Genomic DNA, 23,162 nt, shown 5'->3' with positions numbered 1-23,162 from the left:
ATGATAGTTCCTTTATTCTTTTTATTCAAATGAAATCTTGTCGATGCGAAGATTAATGGTTCCACGAGGGATCTTGATCTCTGCAATTTCACCAACCTTCTTGTTGAGCAATCCCTGTGCGATAGGGGTCTTGATGGAAATCTTGCCTTCCTTCAGGTTAGCCTCGCTCTCGCTCACGATGGTATAGGTCATCTTTGCCTTGTTAGCCATGTTGGTCATCTCTACCTTCGACATGATCTGCACGCTGTCGGTGCTGAGCTGCTTGGTGTCGATGATTTTAGCCTCGGCAATGGTGAGCTTCAGACGATTGATCTTATCTTCTAGATGAGCCTGAGCCTCTTTAGCGGCATCATACTCAGAGTTCTCACTTAAATCACCCTTATCGCGGGCTTCAGCAATTGCGGCTGATGCCTTAGGGCGCTCTACAGTTACGAGCTGTTTCAGCTCAGCTACGAGATTGTCGTAGCCTTCTTGTGACATGTAAGCCATAATTTTCTTTTTGTTTATTGTTATTAATTAAGTTGGCAGGAGGCATAAAAAATAAAGAATTCCAGTGCCTGTTGAGCACCGGAATCCTATATCTTATTGTGTCTCTTGTTTATCCTTTTGTTTGTAATCCGATTGCAAAGATAGAACTTTATTTCTGAATCACCAAACTTTTTGGGGGAAATTTTGCAAAACGAGAAGCTTTTCCTGCTTTTATTCAACTTTCCGTCGCTTTTCTTTCCAAATATCCTCCCTTGCCTCTTACGTATTCTATTAATTCGCTAAAAATCTGATTATTGCGCAGTATCTCCGGATTACCGGTCATAATCATCTGTTTCCGGGCTCGGGTAATGGCGACATTCAGCTTGCGGTCGATGATGGCTCCGTCTTCCACAAAGCTGTTGCCGGCAAGAAAATCGAGCTGCCAGATGTTCTGGATGGTGAAACTGTAGATGATGACATCACGCTGACTGCCCTGATAGCGCTCTACGGTGTCGATGCTGATCTTTTCCAGTTCCGGGATGCCCAGCTTTTCGATGCCTTTGCGCACCATGGCTATCTGGTTGCGATAGGGTACGATGACGCCCACCGTCTTCTGGGCATCAAACCTGTCGCCGTAGAAACGGTGGATGCGGCGAAGCATATCCACTACGATTTCTGCCTCGTTGGCATTGATTTTGTCCGACACATTCGGTTCCTTGCAGAATCTGGAAGGGAGGAAGATCATGCGGTGTTCCTTCAGCAGGTCATCAAGTGCATCTTCTGATGGGAGGGTGTACGACAGTTCCGACTCCAACTGATGCGGACAAGGTACGGGTTCCAGTTTCTCCCGGCGATAGAACATCCGGTTTGGAAACTCGGCAATTTCCGGATGCATCCGTCCCTGTCGGCGCAGGATGCCGATGAATTCGGTGCGCTCCTCGTGGTCTTCCCATCTGATCAGGCGCTCGAAGAGGGAGTTGCGGCAGTTGGTGAGGCAGATGTCCTGCAGGATACTCATATCGATGACACCCCCTTTCTGACTGTCGTTGATGGTAGGGATGCCCGAATCCTTCTCGCTCTGCTGCACGACGGCAGGCAACTGCTTGTAGTCGCCGATGAGGATGAACTTATCTACTGCCGATAGCAGACCGATGAGATTAGGCTCCAGTATCTGGCTCGACTCATCGATGATGGCAAGCTTGAAGTGCTTCAGCGTAAAGATGAAGGGCTTGGAGGTCATCATCGAAGTGGTGCCCACAATCACGCGCGTACCTATTATATATTGCTTGATGGCTTCCAGCTTCGGACAGTCGCTGATAGCCTTCTCTATCAGATAAGGGCGGAATCGCTCATCGCAGGAATACTCGCTGCCGAGGCGCAGAAATGGAATGCCGGAATCTACCAGCATCTCGCAGATTTCATCCACGGCACGGTTGGTATAGCTCATCAGCAGGATAGAGGAAGCAGGCTGAAAAGCTGACTTGCCTCCGGCGGCGATGCTTTCTGCTGTAGGCATTCCAGTTCCGTCGTTCAGTGCTTCTTCCACCATGAACTTCAGGGCACGACTGGTCTTTCCTGTTCCAGGAGGTCCCACGAGCAGGAAGTAATCCTGTGCCTGCTTGGCACGGAGGATGATGTCGTCCAATACATCGTCATAGTGTCTGGTCAATTCCTGCGAAGTGTCTCTCTCTGGAACACGCTGGCCCAGAAGAAGGTCGCGTTTGTCCTTTGGTGCACAGATAAACTGGTGCAGGTTGCGGATGCTTCCCCCCGTAGAGGCATCACTCGTTCCGTGTTCGATGGCATACGGCAGGTTCATCTCAAAGATGTCGGCGTTCTGCTGTCCATCGGTCAGGTGAACCACGATTTCATCGCTGTGAATCTCCTGCAGCACACCTTTATATAATATAGCCTTTCTCACATCTGGTTCTTCCTTGAGCTTGTAGGTATAGAGATACACCATATCGCCGATGCGGAAATTGGGTAGGAAGTCCTTGCCCTGGTCGGGTACGCTCAGGGTGATGGTATCATATCCGCTTCCGGCGCAGCTCTGTTCCTTTCGGATGATGTGCAGGTCGGTATAGATATTTCCGGCATCCTTCTTCTCGGTGAGTGGCATGGTCCAGAGGTCAGAACTTGATGTGTTCGTTCCTTCCTGTGCGCCCACCTTGCTGATCATCTGTTCCCGCAAGACGAAGGTCATCATGCGACAGAAGTAGGCTTCCTCCAGGGACGATAGGGTATGGAGCGGCTTGGTGATGGCTTCTATCTGTGGTTTCAGATACTTGTTGTAGAAGAAGTCCTGAGTGCCTGCCACATTCAATACCTCGGGGGTAAACTCGTTCAGCGCATGTTCGAAACCCTCCTTGGCTATCTCGAAGGAGGCGGCTACCAGCTGGTTGCGGTATTGGATGGCTTCCTTGAAGAGCTTCTGGTAGTAGGCTACCACCATCAGTCCGTCCTGTGGACGGTATTTGGAGTAGAGCAATCGGATGTTCACGCGGTCGTTGCTCAACTTGAAGTTGTGCTGCAATACACCATAGTAGAGCAGGAGCTGCACATAGTGAGGCTCCAGCTGATAACTGTGATAACCCGGATCTACCTGATGGGTTTCGATATTCATGTTGCGTCCTGATTTCTGTTCCACCAGTAGTTTGCAGTCGGTGGTCATCAGATCCACACGCCCCTGAATGCCAAGGGCTTCGCAGACGAACGAAGGTTCCAGAATGGCTTTCTTCCGGTCGTAAAGACTTTCGCCACGTAAAGCCGTCATCTGTGCCTGAGATGCGGTGCGTGGAAAGAGGATATCCACTACCTGCTGCAGATTGAAAGCCTGCAGGCTGGCATCGGTATAGAACTTCTTGGGGTCAAACCAGGGACAGGTGCAGAATTCCAGGGCTTTCTCCCGGAAGTTTGTCTTCACCGTCTCGTTCATCTGGTATTTGCCGTGGCTGTTGATGATGTCATCCAGCGCAGCTCCGGCAAAGTTACCCAGCAGGGTAGCCTGGGTGTTGGCTCTGGGCTTCATCAGGTTGAGAAGATAGAGCAGGGGATGATGACCGAAAGCCGTAAAACAGGTGGCGATGCTACTGATATCTACCAGATAATCCGGTTCCACCACGATGAGGCGGGGAGTGATGATGGGCTGCTTCACCTGACAGTCGAGCAGGTTGAGCTGCATCCCTTCCTTCAGGATATCCCAGAGATAGGTATGGTCGATATGATTCTCCTCATCCTTCAACTGCACGAGATATTCCTCCTCATCGGCATCCTGGTCGATGTCCACACGGATGAAATCTCCGTCCCAGTTCTTCACGATGCATCGGATACGGCGGTTGTTGATTTCCAGTCCCTTCTGATAAGGTCGGGGAGTATGCGGAATGAGTACGTTGAGTTCGTGGGGAACATCCACTCCGAAGACTGCTGAGATGAAGAGGGCGAGGGCACGTGCATCGTATTTCAGGTCTTCGCCCGAAAGCGGTTCCTGCGAGTTGCTGTGTCGGCGCATGGTCTGGATGGCAATCTTGTCTGCCACCTTGATGCCGCGTGCCTTGCAGAGATAGTCCACCTGTGAGAAAAGGTTACCGAAAGCCTGTTTCGTATCCTTTACTCCTTCGTGGCAGCAGAGGATGAGCGTGTCGTGCATCATCTTGTTGCGGGTCTGCGGTTCCAGTTCTGGGAGCATCAGGAGTTCCCTTACCCTTTGAAATAGTTCTGCGGCGCTGATATTGTTCTGATTCATGAATTGTTGCTTAATCTTGAAAGATGTTTACCTCATCTTTTTCCTCGAAAATGCGATTATTGGCTGTTTTTATTCCCATTATGGTAAAATGTTGTATTCTCTTTTCAGCCAAAGTTCGAAGACAGGATCGACGAATGAGAAATCTTGAAGATGTTTCTCAACGAGATCTTTCTCTACTAATACTTTCTTGTTACGTGTGATGCTCTGTGGCTGCCCCAGACCATACGTCTCTACGACATCCTTGGCATTGAAGTGCTTTTCGCCAGAAGCGATGGCTTTCAACATGCCGATTTGGGTGGGAGTGAGCTCGTCCATCTCTGTCAAGAACAAGTCTTCGTTGGTGTCCAAAACCAGTTGGAGCTGGTTGTCGAGGAGTTCTTGTGTCACCTCTTTGTCTGTGTGTGACCATAGGAAGAAGCAATATTGCTGTACGTACCAAGAGTTATACTTCACTCTTTCGCATAGACATTCTGCTTGGCTCTCAGAGATAGTTTTTCCTGTCTTCTTAAAATTGCTCATGATGTATGGAATCCAATATTCCTTGGCTATTCTCTTCAGGTTCATCAGTTGTCCAAACTTAAAGAAAGGACTGTTTGCCTTGTTGAAAATATCTTTCATCATGTGCATCTTGCTGCCGTAGAGACAATAGGTGGTATGGTGCTGCAACTGCCATTCAGCCCTCAGCATAGCTTCAAGGTTCTTCCATTTTTGCAGGTTGGCGAGTTGCTGAAACTCATCGATGCAGACGATAATCTTGATGCCTTTAGCCTCGGCTATCCTTTCGGGGAGTTGCAGAATGTTTTCAGGACTTTCCTTTACAGGATTCACCTTTAGGTTGACCTCTACGCTATTCATTGGGTCGGAAGCTATCGTGATGCTTGGGGTAAAACGATTGATAAATTTCACTAAGTCAGATAATTTCTGTTCCAATGTGGAAGAAACTCCTTGTATCACGATGGAGGCAAATTTGTTGTAGAATTCTTCCTCCGTATGAATCTTGGAGGCATCCATGAAGCAAACCTTTATTTTGGATTCTTCCTGCATTAATTCTTCCATAGAGGTTCTGACAAGCGAAGATTTTCCCCATCTTCTTGGAGATACCAAGATGACGTTGATGCCGTGGCGAAGGAAATTCTTCAGTTCCCTTCTGTCTTCTACTCTGTCGATAAAACTCTCTTTCTCAGCGAGTCTTCCATAAATAAAGGGTATATCCATAATCAATTTTTTATAAGTGATGGCGCAAAGTTACAAAAATTATAAATACTCTTATAATAAATGCATTTATAATTATGGATAATTAACGAGGTGATGGGAAAAAGAAGTATTCCATTAAGTATTTTTTTCGTATGAAAGCCTTGCCGTATCATTTCTTTTTTGTATATTTGTAGCCCCCAAATGAAAGATGGGATATTATTAATCTAAAAAAATAAACGAATGACAAAAGAAGAATTGATGCATAGAGCTATTGAGCTCTCAAAGAATAGTGTGAAGACCGGTGGCGGACCTTTCGGTGCCGTTATCGCCAAGGACGGAATCATCATCGCTGAGGCTTCCAACAGCGTAACCATCGACCTCGATCCTACGGCACATGCCGAGGTGAACTGTGTGCGCCAGGCTTGTTTCAAGCTGAAGACCTTCAATCTGGAGGGCTGCGAGATTTATACCTCCTGCGAGCCATGCCCGATGTGTCTGGGTGCTATCTACTGGGCACATCTCGACCGTATCTATTATGCCAACGACAGAAAGGATGCAGCCAAGATAGGTTTCGATGATGAGTTTATCTACGAGGAGATAGACCGCAAGATAGAAGACCGCCATAAGCCGATGATTGCCCTGATGCGAGATGAGGCGCTGGGTGCTTTCCGCATGTGGGAGGAAAATACAGAAAAAACGGAGTATTAATACTCCGTTTTTTCTTTTATACAACGAATTATTCTACTAAAAGAACCGATTTCTCAGATTTTCTTTGTAATTTTGCCGCCAATTTCAGAAAGCCCTGAATTCTGGAAGATGGAAATTCTCTAATTATTATAACGACAATGGAACAGTCAATAGAAAATCTCTACAAGCTTGACGGTAGAGTGCCCGTCGGTAAAGCACTCCCTTTTGGTCTTCAACATGTGTTGGCGATGTTCGTAAGTAACATTGCTCCAATTATGATCCTTGCCGGTGCGATAGGATTGGATAGTTCGGTGAGCGCTGTGCTCATCCAGAACTGTATGGTTATCGCCGGTATCGGTACTCTGTTACAGCTCTATCCGGTATGGCGCATCGGTTCCCGTCTTCCTATCGTGATGGGTATCTCCTTTACCTTCCTTTCGCTTGCCATCGCCATCGCCGGTGCTCATGGCATGGGTACGCTGATTGGTGCAGTCATTATCGGCGGTTTGGTAGAAGGTACGCTTGGTCTCTTTGCCAAGTACTGGATCAAGCTCATTCCGCCTGTAGTAGCCGCTACTGTGGTAACAGCCATCGGTTTCTCGCTGCTTCCTGTAGGCGCCAACTCTTTTGCCGGTGGTCAGGGTGCTGCCGACTTCGGTAGCATGAACAATTGGGTCGTGGGTTCAGTAACCTTGCTCGCTTGTCTCCTCTGCCAGATTTTTGCCAAGGGATTCCTCCGCTCTCTGTCGGTATTGGTTGGTCTGCTGGTAGGCTATGTCTTGGCTCTCTTTATAGGAATGATCGATTTTAGCGGACTTTCCGGTCTTTCTATCGTTGCCTTACCAAAGCTCCTTCCATTTACTCCGGAGTTTAATGTCGGTGCCATCCTCTCGGTGATAGCTGTTTATCTGGTTTCTGCCACAGAAACCATCGGTGATACTTCTGCGCTCTGCAACAGTGCCTTGAAGCGCGATCCTAATACCAAGGAGATGAGTGCAGCTGTCTGCTGTGATGGTTTCGTAAGCTCAGTATCGGGTCTCTTCGGATGTACTCCTATCACTTCGTTCAGCCAGAATGTAGGTTTGGCAGCCATGTCTGGAGTCGTAAACCGCTTTACCATTGCCTTGGGTGCCATCATCATGATTATCGGTGGTGTGTTCCCGGCTATCGGATATGTGCTCACCACCATTCCTCAGGCAGTATTGGGAGGCTGTACCATTATGATGTTTGGTAGCATCCTCTTTGCCGGTTTCGGTATGATGGCTCGCACGGGTTTCTCTCAGCGCAACATGGTCATCGTGAGTCTTTCACTCAGCGTGGGTCTCGGCTTTACATCAGCAACAGGTATGTTCAATATCTTCCCAGAGATTGTGCGCACCGTTTTTGCAGATAACTGTGTGGCTGTAGTCTTCCTGCTCGCCGTGATCCTGAACCTCGTATTGCCAAAGAATCTGGATAAGGCATAAGATTACTGTCCTCCCAGTCTTTCGAAGAAGGTGATGATTTCCTCGAAGGTCTTGAATTCATCGCTGCCATACTCGATGGTTGTACCCATGAAACCATCGCATGGGCGAGGGTCGATGAAGTAATCACCGTAGAGCAGGTTCTTCTGATTGCAGAAGATGATGTGGTTGTAGGCTGGGGTAGAGAGATATTCCTCTACCCAGGTCTGCACCTTCGCCATATATTCATGGTCGTTGGTTGGCGCTGGGGCTACGATATATACGTTGTAATGCTCTATCAGCATCTCGTAAGCCTTGTGCATCGAGCTGGTTGCCTTCATGTAACTGTCGTGCAGGGCATCGAAGTCTATATATACGATAGGGCGCTCCTTGCCGTTCTGCTTGTCGTCAATCCATCGGATTACGGGACAGAGATAGTGGAATGCCACCTTGTCGATGAGTCGGTGCTCGCCATGGAAGTGGATGGCCTGTGGATAGTGCTCGTGGAAGAGGTCGAAGGTATGCACTACCGGGTCTTCATCGCCGAAGAGACCATATACACGCTCCTGTTCCTCGGGAGTGATGTTCTGGAAGCAACGCTCGGTGAAGTCGCGGTATTCCTTGATAAGACCTTTGGTAACCATCAGTTCGTTCACTCCATCCTTTCTCGGGTTCTGGAACTCCTGCTTTCCGGTCATGCTGCTCATCGTGTTGCCCATCTCGAAGGCTGGGTTTACGAGGATGCGGTCGAATCCTTTCAGCAGCTCGGTGTACATTCCGCCCATCGAAGTACCGATGATGAGGTCGGGTTGCTCTGTCTCTGCCATCTTCTGCAGCATCTCTATGGCTTCTTCCGGATGAACCGGGATGTCTTCAGCCACGAGGGTAGCATTCGGCATCAGTTCCTGCAACATCTTCACGGTACCGCTCTGTGCAGAAGAGAGGAAACCGTGCACATACATGATTTTCTTGCCCGACATCAGGTCGGGGAATTGCTTGATATATGAATTCATAATCTTATAATTTTTATTGGGGGGTAAGTCTTTAACTTCTTTCACTCCCAGTTATTTTCGCTGCAAAATTACGGTAAATTGCAGACAAAACAAAATTATTGGGTGATAAACTTTTCTGTTTCCGAAAAAAGTAGTAATTTTGCACCCAATAACCATATTAAAGTTCAAGTCATAATGGATTTACTGAAAGAAAGAATTATGCAGGAGGGCCGCTGCTTTCCTGGTGGAATCTTAAAAGTAGATAGCTTCGTAAATCATCAGATGGACCCAATCCTGATGATGGACCTGGCTAAGGAATTCGTGCGCCTTTTCAAGGACATCAAGTACAACAAGATTGTTACTATCGAGGCTTCGGGCATCGCTCCAGCCATCATGGTGGGTTATCTGACCAATCTTCCTGTTGTCTTCGTCAAGAAAAAGCAGCCTAAGACGATGGAGGGTATGATTACCTCGGTGGTTCACTCTTTTACCAAGGATCGTGACTATACGGTTTGCGTGAGCAACAGCTACCTGACTCCAGAGGATCACGTGATCTTCATCGATGACTTCCTCGCCAACGGTAACGCATCCAAGGGTGTGATGGATCTCTGCGAGAAGGCTGGTGCCAAGATTGAGGCGATGGGCTTCATCATCGAGAAGGCTTTCCAGCATGGTGGCGACTTCCTGCGCAAGGAGGGTATCCGTTATGAGGCGCTCGCAACCGTAGAGAGCCTGGATGATTGCAAGATTGTCTTGAAGTAATACACCTATTATTATATATTGTAAAAGCCGCCTGTTTATATGGGCGGCTTTTGCTGTTTTTTATATCGGCTATTTTACAATGTCTGCTGCATAGATTCCCATCGCCTTATAGCCTGTTGGGTTAGGATGGAGCCAGTCGTTGCTGGCGTATTCCCGCTTCATTCTTCTGTCATCATTCGGATCTTGAAGCAGCTTGGCGAAATCCAGGATGCCATCCACGTTCTTTGCCTGACTTCGGATCCAGTCGTTTACATAGAGGCGGGCAGCTTCATGGAAGTGGGTATAATATCCTGCGCCCTTGAAAGGAGTGATGGTTCCCAGATAAACTTTCATCTTCCGGGCTTTCGCCTTCTTCACCATTCCATGGATGCTCTCGATGATCTGCCGGGCTACGGTTTCGCTGCTGCCGCTCCTGGCTGCACCGATGTCGTTGACTCCCTCGAAGATCACCACCTTCTTGACGCCGCTCTGCATCAGGATGTCTCTGTCGAAACGTTCCTTGGCGAGGGCTCCGAAGCCGCCCGGTACGGTTACGCGGTTGTTGCCGATGCCCAGGTTCAGCACACCTTGATTGGTTATCTTATGCTTCAGCTGCAGCATCTCCGACATCACGTCGGGCCATCGGTTCTGGGCATTGTCGGTAGAGCATTTGCCATCGGTGATGGAATTTCCGATGATGGCGATGGCGCTCATGTTGTTGCTCATCGTATAGACATCGATGCCGCTGATGTTGTACCAGTGGTTTTCCCGGAAAGCCTTCGCAAAGTTGGAGTGGGCATTGGTTACACCTTTCATGATATAGGAGGTGGTGCGCGAACCCATGTGCACGGTTGGAATTTCGGGAGCCGATGTGTAGTTGATGGTAATGGCTACACGCTCCAGATTCCTGAGTTTGAACTTCAGGGCATTGCTCACAATCTGCTTGCCGGCAGGGATGATGGTCTTGTAGCTGTTGCCGAACTTGAAGTATTGCGCCGTCTTGGCATCGATGTCGGAGGAATCCTTGGCATGAGCGATGTAGATAGATCGGATCTCTACGGGTTGCATCGAATAGATGTTGCTCAACTTGAGGCGGATCACGTCGCCTCCTATGCTAACCTTTACCACCTGGCGTACCGAACGGTTAGTCATGCAATTGTTATAGGGCATAAATGATCTGACTACAGTTTGCGGAGCTGTGGCCCAGGTGCCTACCCAGTTCTGTGCCAGAGAATAAGTTGATAGGGCACAGAACATCATTAAGAAAACTAATAATCTTTTCATCATACGTGCAAAGTTAGATAGAAAAGGCAATAAAACCAAGAAATTTAAAAACTTTTTTCATAAAACTTTGGAGAATATTGAGAAAAGTTGTACCTTTGCCCAAAATTCTAACTAAAATATAAGTCTATGCAACCAACAAAAAGTTTTGCGATTCCATTGTCGTTCATTGGAATCATGTTTTTCTCTTTGGGCTTTGCCCTGGGTATTAATTCCTTGCTGGTGCCTGTATTGCAGGGGTCGCTGGGTATTTCCAATGCTGCCTCTTATCTCATCATCGCAGCCACCTTCATTCCGTTCCTGATTTTCGGTTATCCAGCCGGACTCACCATCAAGGCTATCGGTTACAAGAAGACGATGTCGCTGTCGTTTGTCATCTTCGCAGCAGCATTCTATCTCTTCATCCTTTCTGCCGATGAGAAGAGTTTCCCACTGTTCCTGCTTGCATCTTTTGTAAGTGGTGCTGCCAATGCCTATCTCCAGGCATCTGTCAACCCTTACATCACCATTCTGGGTCCTTTGGATAGTGCAGCCAAGCGCATCAGTATGATGGGTATCTGCAACAAGCTGGCGTGGCCAATCCCATCTATGTTCATCGTATGGCTGTTGGGCAAGGATGTGCATCTCATCGGAATCGAGGATTTGTCCAAGCCATTCTGGATCATCATCGGAGCCTTCCTGGCTTTGGGTGTTCTGGCATTCCTGGCTCCATTACCAGAGGTGAAGGCTGCCGGAGAGGATGATTCTGAGGAAGAGGAGTCTGCTGCCTGCACTTATGCTGCAACCAAGACCTCTGTCTTCCAGTTCACTCACTTGCTTTTGGGCTGTCTGGCACTGTTCCTGTATGTAGGTGTTGAGACGGTTTCTCTCGGTACATTGGTAGATTATGCCAATTCTCTGGGTTTGCCTGGTGCTGCTAACTATGCCTGGATAGCTCCTATCGGTATTGTTATCGGTTATATCTGCGGTATCATTCTGATTCCTAAGTACATCAGTCAGGCAGTAGCCTTGAAGCTCTGTTCGTTCCTGGCAATTGCCGGAGCTTTGCTGGTGGTTCTTACCCCAGCCGAGATTTCCATCTATTTCATCTCATTGATGGCATTGGGTTGTTCTCTGATGTGGCCTGCTCTCTGGCCATTGGCAATGGCAGATCTGGGTAAGTTTACCAAGGCAGGTTCTTCATTGCTCATCATGGCGATGTTTGGTGGAGCCGTTCTTCCTACGCTCTATGGCAGTCTGAAGGATGCAGTAGGTGCTCAGCAGGCTTATTGGCTCTGTCTCCCTTGCTTCCTCTACATTTTGTATTACAGCATTCACGGATATAAGATTCGTTCATAGTATCGTTTCTTATCAGCTGAGATCATAAAATAAGGTGTATCCTCTTTAGCCTTCGATGATGAAAGGCTAGGGGGATACACCTTATTATATTATAGTCTTTTAATTTCCTGCTCTGTCAAACCAGTAATTAAAGCTATCTGCTCTATGCTCAATCCATTAGCCAGCATTTTGCGGGCAATGTCATTTTTCTCTTTGGTTCTTCCTTCTTCCATACCTTCCAGTCTTGCATTTCCCAAAACATCATTTTGAATCATGATGGCATTGATATGTTCATCGTATGCATAACGTTCTGCATCCGACATGGAATAGTATTTCAGTTTCTCACGAGCTTCCTGCAGACCTGGTGCCTGGGTGTCTGGAGAGATGACTCCATTTTTCAGGTATTCAACCCATTCTTCCAATGGTGATTTAGCCACCTTATTGAATTCATTAACTCGAACCAGAATATAGGTTGGGAATATCTCTGAAGGCGATTTCCTCACTATCGTATCTTTCTCCTTGGTACTGATAATCAGGTGGTCTTGGGTATGCAAGCCCACGAAATTGTTCTGTCCCACATAGATGTAGTCTGATCCCTTGCCCAGATCAAAGTACAGAATGCTGATTGAATATACCTTCTTCACCTCTTTGTAGGTATTTCCCAGATTGATATGATCGAAAATAGACTGATTCCACTTAAAATAAATGCTTTCACAATAATATAGAATACGGAATGCATGAATATCGACAATAATAATTTCTCCCTTGCTATTTTTGGCTTTGATATCTACACGATTAAATTTATCTTCAGCTGCCTGCTGGTTGCCTTCGCTTTCCAGAATATCAATAATCTTGATAGGTTCATTCAGAAACACAGTCAGGAAGCCTTCAAGCACCCCAAAGTTCGCCTTCTGGCGAAGCAAACGCTTGATGGCCCAGTCAAAACGTATGTATCTATCTCTTAGCTCTGTCATATTTACCTCCTTGGTTTTAATGATTCACTTATCCTTCTGCTGCAAAAAAACTTTTGTTATGCTTGATAATAAATAGTATCTTCTGCATTTGACGGTTTGTATATACCAGCATCTGCGAACAGTCCTTCAAAGCATAAATCTTCGTCTAATTCAGGCCAATGAATACCATATCTACTCAATACGAAAGCCTTACGCTGGGCTGGTGTGGCGTTAGCAAGACGATTCCAACGACTGAAAGGATAGTTAGCCTTCCAGCCATTTTGGGTTTCTGCCCAAATATGGGCATCGTCAACCCAAACGCGATTTACTCTATATTGCTCCATAATATCTTGTTTTTGTATACCATTATCTAAGATGTGAAGCCCAGTTTCCGTTTTTATCCAAAATTCCTGCATCTATAAGAAATTTCAAAGATGCCTCTTTACTAGCTGTTGCAGCCTTTCTTGCAGCCTCTAATCTTTCTTGTCTTTTGCTATCAAATAAATCCATATTCTACCTCCTTGTTTTAATGATTCAACTTTCGTGCTGCAAAGATACGCTTTTCTTCTGAAAGATGCAAGGAATTATTGGAAAATGTTTGAGAGTGAGGGAGATAAAAAGAAAAAGGTGTATCCTCGCTTGCCCGATATGTTGGGCAAGAAGGATACACCTTATTATATATATGAGAGATATATGTCCGATTGCTTATTTCACAATCTTTGTTGTCTTGTTTCCACACTTCAGGATAAACAAGCCGTTGCCTGGGATATTGTTCTTCTGGAACTCGGAGGTTTTCATCTTGCATACCTGTTGACCTTCTGCATTATATACATAGGTATAAGGAGAAGAAGATTTGGCATCTGTTATCAGCTGACCGATACCCGTGGTAGTAGATTGCAGATAAACTTCATCCAGGAAGAATGCCTTGGAAGAAGTAAAGGTGAGCTTTGTCTTGCCCTTTGACTTTACTGTCACAACAGCTTCGTTCCATTGACCATTCTTCATAGGAATGCTCTGGATATCCAATTCTGCATTCTCTGCTGACAAATTGAGCGTAACATCAGCCTTACCAATAGGAGCACATTTAAAGGTAAGCTTTGCCTCACCATTCAACTCGAACTCTGGAGATGTGAGGGTGACATTAGCAGCCGAAGTCGTACCGAAACGACCACACTGGTTTCCACCCTTCTGATAATTGCAGGTCCATCCCTCAACATCAGGTGCAAAGGTTCCTGTAGCAAAGTCATGACTCAACATTGGTGGTACGAAACTGCCGTCATTGCCACCCGTACCCTGACACTTGTCAAAGGACTCGTGGAAGATGTATCCATCCTGTGAAGAGGCTACATTATAGTTGATGAATTTGAAAGAAGCCGTCTTATCTTCCGCCATGGCGATATCGCTGATAGAGATATTCATCAGTTTCTTACCATCCGTATTTTCATGCTGAGTGGTTGCGGCAGGAGTAGTCTTGCTACCTAAGGCATTGACCCCATTATAAGGCCAGGCGTCGCCCTTTTCATCATTTTCTTTCTTGCTGTTATCAGCAGGAATGAATGTAATATGCTCAAATTGGTTATATTCTGGATCATTGGTATTCGGCATATTGATTTCCCATATCTTTTCATCATAGTTGATATGATTGATGATGATACCCGAAGCTGCCAGACCCGCATCCCAGCCTTCCTGCTGGCGGTTTTCGATGATGTAATACTCATCACTGAAACCAGGGTTTGTGAATTTATAGGCATTACCTCCCTTGGCTACTGTAGCCATACCGGTCACTTCAACATTCTCGGTTAATTCAACTGGTTCTATCCAGCCGGCAGCATACTTCTCGTAAGCTGAATATCCGGCAGGACAATAGCTGTTGCCATTGTAGCTGCCAGAGCACATCAAATCCCAGGTTCCCATGCCATAAAAGCCTTTATACTGCGTATCATAAGCATCAGGGAAACCTAAGCAATGGGAGAATTCATGGCAGATGGTTCCGATACCATCTATTCTAGTATCAGAAGCCAACTCATTACTGCATGCATAGGTATAAACCTTTTTGTCTCCATACGCAGTAGGCATTGGCAAATTGTATTTATGCGGCCATATCGTATTGGCATCTCCACCTGTAGCTTCACCACGACCTGCATATAGGACAAATACAAGATCTACTTCTCCGTCATCATCCCAATCGTAAGGAGCGAGATTCCAACCATCATTCACGGCATTCTGGCAGGCTGCTGCTACCATGCCTTGCGGATTCTTGTCGCCACCATCCTTTGAGTTTTCACCATAAACCTCATAATTGGCAAGGGTATAAGGACCAGCAATATCAAAGGTCAGGTCGAACTGACCGTTGCTCTGTGCGTGAAAATAGTCCTTGACACTACCACGGAAGTTTCCTTCGCTGAAGCCTTCTTCGTTGGCTACTCTGTTATAGAATGCCTTAGGATCAGCCATCGAGAACTTCTTGTTGGAAAACTGAACCAGGATAATGAGGCAGCGTTTCTTTCCTATATAGGATACTTTCTGGCGGGCATTGGTACGGGCATTGGTCTTAACCAAGCCACCTCTCGTAAGATAAGGTCCCTGATTACTGGCTCTGAGTTCCTTGCTGCGCTGTACAAGATTCTCCATATTGGCTGTAACCAGCCCCTTTTCGGTCATCGTATAGTTCTTGCCATCCTTATCTTGCCAGAACTTCATAAACTCATCGCCCCGAAGCTGTACTTCGATTGTTTGACTATTGGCTAGTTTCAGCGTCTTCCAGATACCAGGCTTGGCAGGAATGGCATAAAGAGAAACTGTGGCCAAAGCTAAAATAATGAATGAAATTAGTTTTCTTTTCATAACGAGCTAATTAATGATTGATTGTCAGATGATTCTTATAAAATAAGAAAAACGATTTAAAAGAAAAAAGGAGAGAGGCGGTTTCTATTGAAACCGTCATTCTCTCCTATTTTTATCATTGATTAAGCCATAAGGCTTATCGTGTCAGCTTCATATTACCAACAAAGAAGAATGCTCGACCTGTAGGTTTCACATCAGGATAAGTGTAAAGGATTCCTGCCATCATACCCTCCTCAAAGGTAACAGTCTTCATATCAGCAGACCATGTACCCTCAATTGGATCTTCTGTCAACTTACCATCCTTGTAATTGAATGGAAGTACGTAACAAGGACCGAGTTCTCCACCAAAGTTATAAGCACCCAAAGCATATTGACCCATATCTTCAAATACTACACGACCCTTCTTTGTTTCCTTGTCAAAATAGTATGAAAGCTCTGCTACACAGGTTGACTCGCCATTAAATCCGCTTACATAAAGTTTCTTATTGAAGTCAGCCTCACTCTCATCAGAAGCACCAGAAATAGTCACATTCCAAGAAATAGGTTTACCACTTCTGTCAACACCGCTCAAAGTCCATTTACCCTGAAGTTTGCTGTAGAACTCAGAATCATTATCCTTCAAGGTGATGGTTGTGCTTGCATTCTCAGAAATCTTAGCACCCTTTGCATCTACGATGGTAACCTGGAAAGTACGAGGATCGTTGATATCATCATCGTCTACAGTCTCGATTTCTACGTTGCCTACACCATCAGAGATGTTGATAGTCTTATCAGTAACATAATAGTTAACATCTTCCTTTGCAGGATTAGCACCAACTTCCTTAAGCTCAACAGTAACGAAGACATTACCGTTGGTCTCGCCCTTCACTTCGATTGGAACGTTAAAGAGACCCTTACCCTCATTTACTGTCATTTCAGTTTGCGCCATTCCAACAGTAACATCTGAAGCAGAGTTCCATGAATCATCGTCGCTAGAGCAGGCTGCGAAGAAGGTTACTGCAGCCATCAACATGAACAATTTTATATATTTCATATTTTCTATTCTTTATTGTGATACAACTAGATTAATAACCTGGGTTCTGCTGACCTGCCAAGTTAGGGTTTGAATCCATCTCGGTCTTTGGAATAGGCCACAAGAAACGATGATCATCAGCTGCATAAGAGAGAGACTGGCCCATCTTCACAACGATACCGTCGAGATCAGGATTCTCATCATGTGTAGCATAACGTGCAAAACCCTTGCCAAGACGACGAACATCCATCATACGCATACCCTCACCGATGAACTCCTTCTGGCGCTCGTTCAGGATAACAGACAAGATGGTGTTAGCTGAGTAATCGTTTGGCTCATAGCCCTCGATACGCTTAGCCAGGAATGCCTTCAAGTACTTGTTGGCATTTTCTGTACTGCCCTGACGAGCCTCAGCCTCAGCAGCAATCAGATACATCTCTGAAGAACGGAACACCTTGCTCATGTTCATGATGTTGTTGGTTGTACCAGTACGGAGTGCTGCGTTACCAGGGAACTTATTCAATACGTATGCCTGATAATTTGTACCCTCTACATCAAGCTTCTGATATACCTTGAAGAAAGTATTGAAACGGACATCACCCTCACCATAGAGATTCAATACTGCGAATGTTGGGATATAGTCAGCACCAGTCTCTGAAGAGTTGATGTATTCTGCACCATTAGAGCCACCCAACTCAGTAGGGGTCATCGTAGGGCGGAAGATTACCTCAGTACCCTCATCATCTGTCCACATCTTAGCATAGTCTGCAATCTCTGTCAATGGGAACTTGCCAGAGTTGATAACAGCCTCAGCATTGTCAGCAGCAGTCTTCCAGTCACCCTTTACAAGGGCAACGCGAGCCTTGAATGCCTGTACAGCATAAGAAGAAACATAAGCTGCATTCGCAGCAACCATATCCTTTACATCTGCAGCACCTGAAGCCTCATACTTCTGAAGACCTGTCAATGCTACGTTGATATCATCCTCGATCAACTGATAAGTCTCATCCAGTGTGCTACGGCTTGGATAGGTAGCGATATCACCAGTTGGATTATAAGTTGTGGTCAAAGGAAGACCAGAAGCTGCCTTTGATGGCTCTGCCTTTGTATAGGTCTGGCAGTAGTGCTCTGCCAACCAGAAATACATATAGGCACGTACGAAATGAGCCTCTGCATCGTAGCGTACGAAATCTGTCTTGTCAGCATCAGCAATAGTTGCATCAGCAGACAACTTAGCTGCATTCTCTATAACAGAGTTACACTTAGCGATGACATTATATGCGCTCTGCCACATACCCTTGAGGTCGTTATCGGCAGATGTGAATGTACCATTAGAATAAACACCCTCACGGTTACCGTTGTTGATCAATCCGTGGAACTCGTCCATCTGGATGTCTGAGCGGTAAAGCCAAACACCAGATGTTACTGAGCGCATGTTGCTATAAAGCTGATTGCGGAATTGGCGAAGGTCTGCTGCTTTCTGAATAGCAGTCTTGTCATCCAACTTGCCGAAAGGAGCCTCGTCCATGGAGCAAGATGAGAAAGTCAATGCACCAATAAGCATCAATGAAAAATATATCTTCTTCATATTTTTTTTCTTTTTTTGTTAAGTTTAGAATGTTAACTCTGCACCAATAACAAACTGACGGGTGTTAGGATAGTTGAACTGAACCAAGTTGATATCTGGCTCTGGGTCATATCCCTTGAAGTCTGTAATGGTAAAGAGGTTACGTGCGATACCGAATACCTTAGCACCCTTGAGGCAACGTGTTGCAGCCATCCACTTCTTAGGCAACTCATACTGGACAGTAAGAGTCTTCATACGCAAGAATGATGCATCGCTCAACAAGTGGTCATCGAACTGGATATCATAGCCGTAAGCTGGGATATCAGTAATCTGACCAGGATGTGTCCAGATGTTCAACATCTCTACGCTCTGGTTGAAAGAAGTACCCTGGTTAGCATTCATGATAAAGTAGTTATCATTTACGGTCATGTACTTACCAGACTGCCATGCGAAGTCAGCGATAATGCTGAGACCCTTCCATGTGAAGTTGGTACCGAAACCACCGATCCATGGTGCATAGCGGTTCTTACCCAAGAATACAGAGTTCTCTTCCTCATTATAATTCTTAGTAACATTACCGTTCTTGTCGTAGTACATTGGCTCACCAGTACGAGGATCAACACCAGCATAGCGAACGCTGTAGAACTCACCGTAAGGGTGACCTACCTGGAGCTTCAAACCTGTATTGGCAATTACATACTCATCGCGACCAGCGAACAACTCAGTAATCTCATTCTTGTTGTAACCTACGTTAGCAGAAAGAGTCCAGCGGATATCCTTAGTCTTGATAAGATCCAAGTTAGCAGACAACTCAAAACCCTTGTTGGTCATGGCACCGATGTTACCAGCACCAGACTCAAAACCAGTAGTCATTGAGTAAGGAATGTCCATCAACATATCAGAAGTCTTGTTGATGTAGTAGTTAGCCTCGAGATTCAAACGATCGAACAAGCCGATGTTCAAGCCAAGGTTAAACTTGCTTACAGTCTCCCAAGTCAAGGTATAGTTACTTGCCTGTGAGATTGTGATAGAACCCTCACCATTATAGTTAGAACCGTTACCGAACAAACCATAATAGTCGTAAGCACCAGCACCAGAGTCGTTACCGGTTGTACCGTAGTTAGCGCTCAGAGAGAGGGCATCCAACCAAGAAACGTTCTTGAGGAAGTTTTCCTTCTTAGCATCCCACTTCAAACCAGCTGACCAGAATGTACCCCAACGGTGATCTGGAGCGAACTTAGAGCTACCATCACGACGGAGAGAACCATAAACATAATACTTCTCCAGGTAGTTGTACTCTACATTACCGAAGATAGAGTTGGCAACAACCTTCTCACGACTATCAGACTGTGAAGCAGGGTTCATTGTTGTACCAGCAGTAAGCAACAGGCGGCGCTCATCAGTCTGACCTTGTGAGTATGCGCCAAAACCTTTTGACTTCTCGAGACGTGTTTCCTCACCTACCAATACATTGAGATAGTGGTTGCCGAAGTTCTTGCGATACTCAGCAGTATGTGTGAGGGTATAAGCATAATAGCGAGAGAAGTTTGTCTGTACGCTACCAGATCTTGCAGCAATAGTCTGTCCCATTGGAGTAGTAACCTTATCATAAGGCAAGTTTCTACCATCCAATGTATAGTCATAACCGAACAAAGACTGAACAGCTGTAAATGTCAAGCCCTCGATTGGAGTAAGCTGCTCATTAAGAGACATATTCAATGTAACACGCTTACGTGAAACATCACTCTTAGAGATACCCCACCAAGGCATAGTGATACCACTATAGAGGAGCTTAGCTGCTCTGTCGCCCTTGATCATATTACCGTTATCATCGAAAGAATAGTAATAAGGAGCATCGTAAGGCAAAGCCATACGGGCAGCAACCAATGGGTTATTCAGATAGATTCCGCTATCATCATTCCATGCAGAGTTTACAGCATAATCCTGCACACCAAAGTTAGAGCTGTAACCAACCTTGAAGAACTTGTTAAGACGTGCATTGATACGAGCTGCCAATGTAGAACGGCGCATGTTTGACTGCTCAATCAAACCATCCTGCTCGTGGTGGTTGAAAGAGAGATAGTAGTTCATAGTCTGACCACCACCCTGCAATGTAGCATTGATATCAGATGTTGGAGCTGAGCTGCTCAACAACTCATCACGCCAGTTGGTGCTGATACCATACTTGCTTACCAGGTTTCTGATATTGTCGCTAACAGGCTGACCGATCAAGTCACGGAACTGGATGTACTGCTCTGAATTCATCATAGTAGTACCATCAGCAGTTGGAGTAGAAATACCATACTGAGCCTTTACTGTCATCTGAACAGACTCGTTGTACTTACCCTGCTTGCTGGTGATAACGATAACACCGTTAGCAGCACGAGAACCATAGATAGCTGTAGAAGCAGCATCCTTCAATACGGTGATATTAGCAATATCAGAAGGGTTCAATGTGCTGAAGAAGCTTGAAGAAATAGGTGAGCCATCGAGAATGAACAATGGCTGGTTAGATGAGTTGATAGAGTTGACACCACGCAGACGGATAGAAGCCGACTGTGAAGGGTCACCAGCAGAAGTCAATACAGACAAACCTGAAACCTGACCAGCAAGCGCATCGGTAAAGTTAGGGGTCACGATAGTCTGCAACTTCTTCTCACCAACGTTGGAAATAGCACCAACAACAGAACCCAGCTTCTTAGCAGCACCATAACCGGTGATGATAACCTGCTCGAGTGACTGACTTTCAGAGTCCAACAAGACGTTCATCTTTGCAGATGCCTTCAATCTCTTGGAAACCATACCAATGTATGAAATCTCCAACTCAGCATTAGGCTTCTGTAAAGTGAGCATGAAGTTACCGTCAATGTCGGTAACTGTACCTGTGTTAGTTCCTACAACCTTGATAGAAGCACCGATAATAGGGCTACCATCTTCAGAAGCAGTAACTTTACCAGAGATTTGACTTTGTGCAAAAGCCATGCTCGTACTGAGAGCAAGACCTGCAACTACTGTCATGAGTCTTTTTTCCATAAATCTCTCTCGTTTTAAATAAATAAATATATAATGTTTATAATTTCTTTCTCTCAACTTTTCTTATATGATTACTCACAAGGAGTTATCATCATCTTTTTGCCCCCACCTCTTGCCCCGAGGTGGAGGAGTTCGCTTTTTATACCTTATTATATAAGGGTCTGTAAGTCTAAAACTTACTTAATTTTAAAGAATATTTTTAATCGGGTGCAAAATTAAGCATTATTTAGGAAACCGCCAAACTTTTTTCAGAAAAAGTTGCACTTCGCCCTGCATTTTATTATAAAAATCCAGTTTTTATGCACTTTTTCTTATAAAATGTAAAGAAACGGGCGACAGTTCATTTAAAAACCATCGCCCATTCAGGATTTTAGCTTTCAGTTTCCAGCTCCTTTCCGAGAACAAAGAGCATATAGAGAGGAATATCCAGTATCTTGGAATCCTCATTTTCCGAAGGAGTTTAAAGAAAGTTTCCTTTATAGAGGAAAGTTTTTGAGAAAAATTTCCCCCTATAAAGGAAATATCTTATGACTTTTCTTCCTTTATAAAGGAAAATGTTGTATCTTTGCACCCAGATTAACATAAAACGGAAGATATGGACAAGAGAATAGCAAAACTGCTGATAGCGGAGAACCAAAGGATGATTCAAAATGTGGAGATGGTGAAAAGAAACATCAGCTTCGAATCTCATTCTAACTATGTGCTGGTAGGACTAAGAAGAGCCGGTAAGTCTTACTTGCTATATCAGCGTGCCCAAGAGATGATAGCTCAGGGACATCTGCCAGAGGAAATCCTTTACTTCAATTTTGAGGACGACCGATTGGAAAATCTCCAGCTTTCCGACCTGGATGCCATCAAGCAGGCTTACGAGGAGATGTATGGGCATCAGCCTATCTTCATGCTCGACGAGATACAAATCATTGATGGGTGGGAGAAATTTGCACGCAGACTTGCTGACCAGAAATATAGAGTGTATATCACTGGTAGCAACGCCAAGATGCTGAGTAGCGAGATTTCTACTACGCTTGGTGGCAGATATATGGTGCAGCCCGTTTTTCCTTTCTCCTTTCAGGAATACTTGACAGCCCAGCATATCTCCTTGCCTGCGCAATGGGAGTATCTACAAAATTCTGACCTCAAGAGGGCTTTTCTGGAGTATTTTCATATTGGCGGTTTGCCAGAATTGGTGATTGTTGATAATCAGTTTAAGCGAGAGTGGTTGGGCAATCTATACAACAAGATTTACTTTGGAGATTTAATTACCAGATACGGAATCCGTAACCCTCTGGCTATGAAGACTTTGATACGTAAACTTTCTGAGAGCGTAAAGCAGCCACAGTCTTATAACAGACTGGCTAATCTGGTTTCTACTGTGGCTGGAAAGGTAAAGCAAGAGACGATAGTGGACTATCTGAGATATATCAAGGACACTTGCCTGGTCTTCTCCACAGAAAACATTTGCGCAAAATTACAAGATAGAATGTCGAACCAGAAGTATTACTTTATAGATAATGGTTTTCTGAGTCTATTCCTCTTTGATCCAGAAACATCTCTCTTGGAGAATCTGGTAGCCATTCACCTGCATGAGAAGTATGGGGAAGATCTCTTCTATTATCATAATAATGTGGAGGTGGACTTTTGTCTCTTTGAGCATCAATGTGCTTTCCAAGTGTCGTATAGTATCAAGGATGCTGCTACTCGTGAGCGAGAATTGGGGGCTTTGAATGCTTATCAGAAGAGGTATCCAGGAAGTAAACTTTTTGTTATTACGATGGATGAAGAGGAGACGATAGAACTGGATGACTTGAAGATTGAAGTGATACCAGTATGGAAGTGGTTGCTTACCTCGTAGTTGTTGTTTGTTCCTCACTGGGGCAGCAAAGTCCGTC

At 45.4% G+C, this 23,162-nt stretch carries 17 protein-coding genes; 5 read left to right on the top strand and 12 right to left on the bottom strand.

Translation table 11 applies throughout. The features are described 5' to 3' along the window. Positions 1-21: 21 nt before the first annotated feature. The 3 genes from greA to AAAT87_RS00430 form a co-directional block, all read right to left on the bottom strand. On the bottom strand, positions 22-489 hold the full coding sequence (gene greA / locus AAAT87_RS00440) for a transcription elongation factor GreA (protein WP_117661817.1): 468 nt from the start codon (positions 487-489) through the stop codon (positions 22-24). Between the two features lie 214 nt (positions 490-703). After that, on the bottom strand, positions 704-4,210 hold the full coding sequence (locus tag AAAT87_RS00435) for a DEAD/DEAH box helicase (RefSeq protein WP_349225314.1): 3,507 nt from the start codon (positions 4,208-4,210) through the stop codon (positions 704-706). 78 nt (positions 4,211-4,288) lie between these two features. After that, positions 4,289-5,425 (bottom strand): AAA family ATPase, encoded by a 1,137-nt coding sequence (locus AAAT87_RS00430; protein ID WP_295023554.1) that lies wholly within the window; start codon positions 5,423-5,425, stop codon positions 4,289-4,291. 219 nt (positions 5,426-5,644) lie between these two features. On the opposite strand from AAAT87_RS00430, the gene AAAT87_RS00425 reads away from it, so the two are divergent. Then, positions 5,645-6,112, top strand: coding sequence for a nucleoside deaminase (locus AAAT87_RS00425; protein WP_089544843.1), 468 nt, complete (start codon positions 5,645-5,647; stop codon positions 6,110-6,112). Positions 6,113-6,249: 137 nt separating this feature from the next. Next, entirely contained in the window at positions 6,250-7,557 is a 1,308-nt protein-coding gene (locus AAAT87_RS00420) for a nucleobase:cation symporter-2 family protein (protein ID WP_349225313.1), read from the top strand. Between the two features lie 2 nt (positions 7,558-7,559). Here AAAT87_RS00420 and AAAT87_RS00415 read toward each other — a convergent pair whose 3' ends face one another. Then, positions 7,560-8,549, bottom strand: coding sequence for a YqiA/YcfP family alpha/beta fold hydrolase (locus AAAT87_RS00415; RefSeq protein ID WP_296971693.1), 990 nt, complete (start codon positions 8,547-8,549; stop codon positions 7,560-7,562). A gap of 171 nt (positions 8,550-8,720) precedes the next feature. Here AAAT87_RS00415 and xpt point away from each other — a divergent pair, with 171 nt between their 5' ends. Continuing rightward, entirely contained in the window at positions 8,721-9,287 is a 567-nt protein-coding gene (gene xpt, locus AAAT87_RS00410; protein ID WP_117661821.1) for a xanthine phosphoribosyltransferase, read from the top strand. 69 nt (positions 9,288-9,356) lie between these two features. Here the strand turns inward: xpt and AAAT87_RS00405 are convergent, their stop codons facing one another. Continuing rightward, a complete protein-coding gene (locus AAAT87_RS00405; protein WP_296971690.1) occupies positions 9,357-10,550 on the bottom strand; it encodes an SGNH/GDSL hydrolase family protein in 1,194 nt (397 codons plus the stop codon). 126 nt (positions 10,551-10,676) lie between these two features. Between AAAT87_RS00405 and gluP the strand changes: the two genes are divergently transcribed. After that, entirely contained in the window at positions 10,677-11,885 is a 1,209-nt protein-coding gene (gluP, locus tag AAAT87_RS00400) for a glucose/galactose MFS transporter (protein ID WP_294968829.1), read from the top strand. Between the two features lie 89 nt (positions 11,886-11,974). Here gluP and AAAT87_RS00395 read toward each other — a convergent pair whose 3' ends face one another. The 7 genes from AAAT87_RS00395 to AAAT87_RS00365 form a co-directional block, all read right to left on the bottom strand. Continuing rightward, on the bottom strand, positions 11,975-12,838 hold the full coding sequence (locus tag AAAT87_RS00395) for an Rpn family recombination-promoting nuclease/putative transposase (RefSeq protein WP_349225312.1): 864 nt from the start codon (positions 12,836-12,838) through the stop codon (positions 11,975-11,977). A gap of 56 nt (positions 12,839-12,894) precedes the next feature. Next, positions 12,895-13,161 (bottom strand): DUF2442 domain-containing protein, encoded by a 267-nt coding sequence (locus tag AAAT87_RS00390; protein WP_153097229.1) that lies wholly within the window; start codon positions 13,159-13,161, stop codon positions 12,895-12,897. 22 nt (positions 13,162-13,183) lie between these two features. Next, on the bottom strand, positions 13,184-13,327 hold the full coding sequence (locus AAAT87_RS00385) for a hypothetical protein (RefSeq protein WP_153128801.1): 144 nt from the start codon (positions 13,325-13,327) through the stop codon (positions 13,184-13,186). 195 nt (positions 13,328-13,522) lie between these two features. After that, on the bottom strand, positions 13,523-15,661 hold the full coding sequence (locus AAAT87_RS00380; protein ID WP_349225311.1) for a M6 family metalloprotease domain-containing protein: 2,139 nt from the start codon (positions 15,659-15,661) through the stop codon (positions 13,523-13,525). A gap of 136 nt (positions 15,662-15,797) precedes the next feature. Next, positions 15,798-16,694 (bottom strand): Calx-beta domain-containing protein, encoded by an 897-nt coding sequence (locus tag AAAT87_RS00375; protein WP_349225310.1) that lies wholly within the window; start codon positions 16,692-16,694, stop codon positions 15,798-15,800. A gap of 31 nt (positions 16,695-16,725) precedes the next feature. After that, a complete protein-coding gene (locus tag AAAT87_RS00370) occupies positions 16,726-18,261 on the bottom strand; it encodes a RagB/SusD family nutrient uptake outer membrane protein (RefSeq protein WP_302205782.1) in 1,536 nt (511 codons plus the stop codon). A 24-nt stretch (positions 18,262-18,285) separates the two neighbouring features. Further along, positions 18,286-21,273: a SusC/RagA family TonB-linked outer membrane protein gene (locus AAAT87_RS00365; protein WP_349225309.1), complete on the bottom strand. Its 2,988-nt coding sequence runs from the start codon at positions 21,271-21,273 to the stop codon at positions 18,286-18,288. 595 nt (positions 21,274-21,868) lie between these two features. Here AAAT87_RS00365 and AAAT87_RS00360 point away from each other — a divergent pair. Then, entirely contained in the window at positions 21,869-23,125 is a 1,257-nt protein-coding gene (locus AAAT87_RS00360) for an ATP-binding protein (RefSeq protein WP_295024201.1), read from the top strand. Positions 23,126-23,162: the final 37 nt, after the last annotated feature.

Source organism: Segatella sinensis (assembly GCF_040095255.1).
In the GTDB taxonomy this organism is placed as follows: Bacteria; Bacteroidota; Bacteroidia; order Bacteroidales; family Bacteroidaceae; genus Prevotella; species Prevotella sinensis.
Note: the sequence above shows the minus strand (reverse complement) of the source record. Positions and strands in the feature narration are given on the sequence as shown.